We start from the raw sequence: 346 nt of genomic DNA on the forward strand, positions 1-346 counted from the left end.
TACTTTTCCTTCTTGCACTCGTGCACCTAATACTTGATCAATTTCTCCAATAGAATGTACAAGATGCACGACTCCAGGGCTATCAATTGTAACAATTGCATAACATTGTCCAAAGTATGGATTTAATGTCTTTACGACTGGCTGAAACCCAGTAAAATAACGAATATTTTCTTTCGTAGCAGCAATAATGACATCTAAATTATTTTGTTTCATCTTATTAACTAAACGTTCTATATTATAAATCAATGTAGTTGTTCACCCCAATATTAATAATTAATCCCAGCTTTTTATTAATTCCAACACTGCTGGAGCTAATAAATTCGCTTCCTTACATTCAATCCAATCC

Annotated in this window: 1 protein-coding gene; it reads right to left on the reverse strand. The window is 32.7% G+C overall.

The features are described from left to right. A partial coding sequence (locus KVT31_RS29415; RefSeq protein ID WP_217613710.1) for an aminopeptidase P family N-terminal domain-containing protein occupies positions 1-246 on the reverse strand: 246 nt, incomplete at its 3' end. Positions 247-346 lie beyond the last annotated feature (100 nt).

Origin of the sequence: Bacillus sp. GbtcB14, from assembly GCF_019091205.1 — a bacterium.
GTDB classification, from domain to species: Bacteria; Bacillota; Bacilli; order Bacillales; family Bacillaceae_G; genus Bacillus_A; species Bacillus_A cereus_AG.